This is a genomic window from Rugamonas sp. FW305-51 (assembly GCF_058786935.1).
Genome location: NZ_JBYSZG010000116.1, coordinates 1 through 1,254 on the forward strand (window position 1 = coordinate 1; position 1,254 = coordinate 1,254).

Below are 1,254 nucleotides of genomic sequence, written 5' to 3' on the forward strand. Positions count from 1 at the left end.
TGCGGTGGTCAAGTAAATTCGGACACAACGATAGGTTCACGTGTTGCCATTTCCCGTTCATAGACGGAGGGCGGCAGGTTGCCCAGTGCTGAGTTGATGCGCTTGCAGTTATAGAAGCCAACGATGTAGTCGGTGATGTCGGCCTTGGCCTCGGCGTGATTGGCATATTGGCGTTGCCAGACCCGCTCCATTTTGAGGTTAAGGAAGAAGCGCTCGGCGATGGCGTTGTCCCAGCAGTTCCCTTTGCGGCTCATGCTGCAGACGAAGCCGTGCCGGGACAGCATATCCTGATACAACTGGCTGGCGTATTGACTGCCGCGATCCGAATGGACGATCAAGCCCGGCGCTGGCTGGCGCTGTTCGATGGCCATGCCCAACGCATCGCAAACGAGCTTGGCGGGCATGCTCGGCGCCATGGCCCAGCCGACCACCTTGCGTGCATACAGGTCCAGCACGACCGCCAGATACAGCCAGCCGGCGCCGGTGCGAACGTAGGTGATGTCGGACACGTACGCCATGTTGGGCGCCGGCGGATTGAACTGCCGGTTCAGCACATTGGCGGCGATCGGCAAGTCATGTTTGCTGTTGGTCGTGTGGACGAATTTACGTTTCCAGACCGGCTTCAAGGCGGCTTGACGCATCAGGCTACGCACCTTGTAGCGGCCGATATGAAACCCGGCGTTGTTCATGGCCGTGACCAGGCGGCGGCTGCCGTAGCTCTGCTGGCTGGCTTGAAATTCGGCTTTCAGGTGGGCGCTGACCTTGCATGCCACAGGCCTGGTCGGACGCCGGCGCGCATCGTAATAACCAGACCGGCTGACGTCGAGCACGCGGCAGCTCCGTTGGACCGGGATGGCCTCCTTTTGCAGTTGATGAACGAGCTGATAAATCATTTCATTTCGCGCGCAAAGAAGGCCGATGCCTTTTTTAAAATGGTCACGTCCTGCCGCAGTTGTTGATTCTCCAGCTCCAATTGCCGAATGCGCTGTTGCTCGGCGGTGAGCGGCTTGCCAATGCCTGGCTGGCCGTTCTGCTCAGCGGCGTATTGGGTCAGCCACCGGCGAATCGCCGTCTGGCCGATGTCCATGCTTTCGCTGACGTTCTGGATACTCAGGCCCTGTTCTTTGACCATCCGGACCACTTCCAGCTTCAGGCTCGGACTGAATGTTTTACGTTTTCTTGTTGTCATGCTTTAACTCCTCAGGTGGTGGATTTTCCACCTATTGAGGTGTCCGGGCAAATTAGACCACAGCA

Annotated in this window: 1 protein-coding gene; it reads right to left on the bottom strand. The window is 58.1% G+C overall.

Features of this window, described 5'->3' with window-relative positions:
• Positions 1 to 8: 8 nt before the first annotated feature.
• Positions 9 to 1,189 (bottom strand): IS3 family transposase gene (locus AC3WOS_RS28525; RefSeq protein WP_492720701.1). Its coding sequence is split into 2 segments (ribosomal slippage): positions 9 to 919 and positions 919 to 1,189, totalling 1,182 coding nucleotides; the frame shifts between segments, so codons are not numbered across the junction.
• Positions 1,190 to 1,254 lie beyond the last annotated feature (65 nt).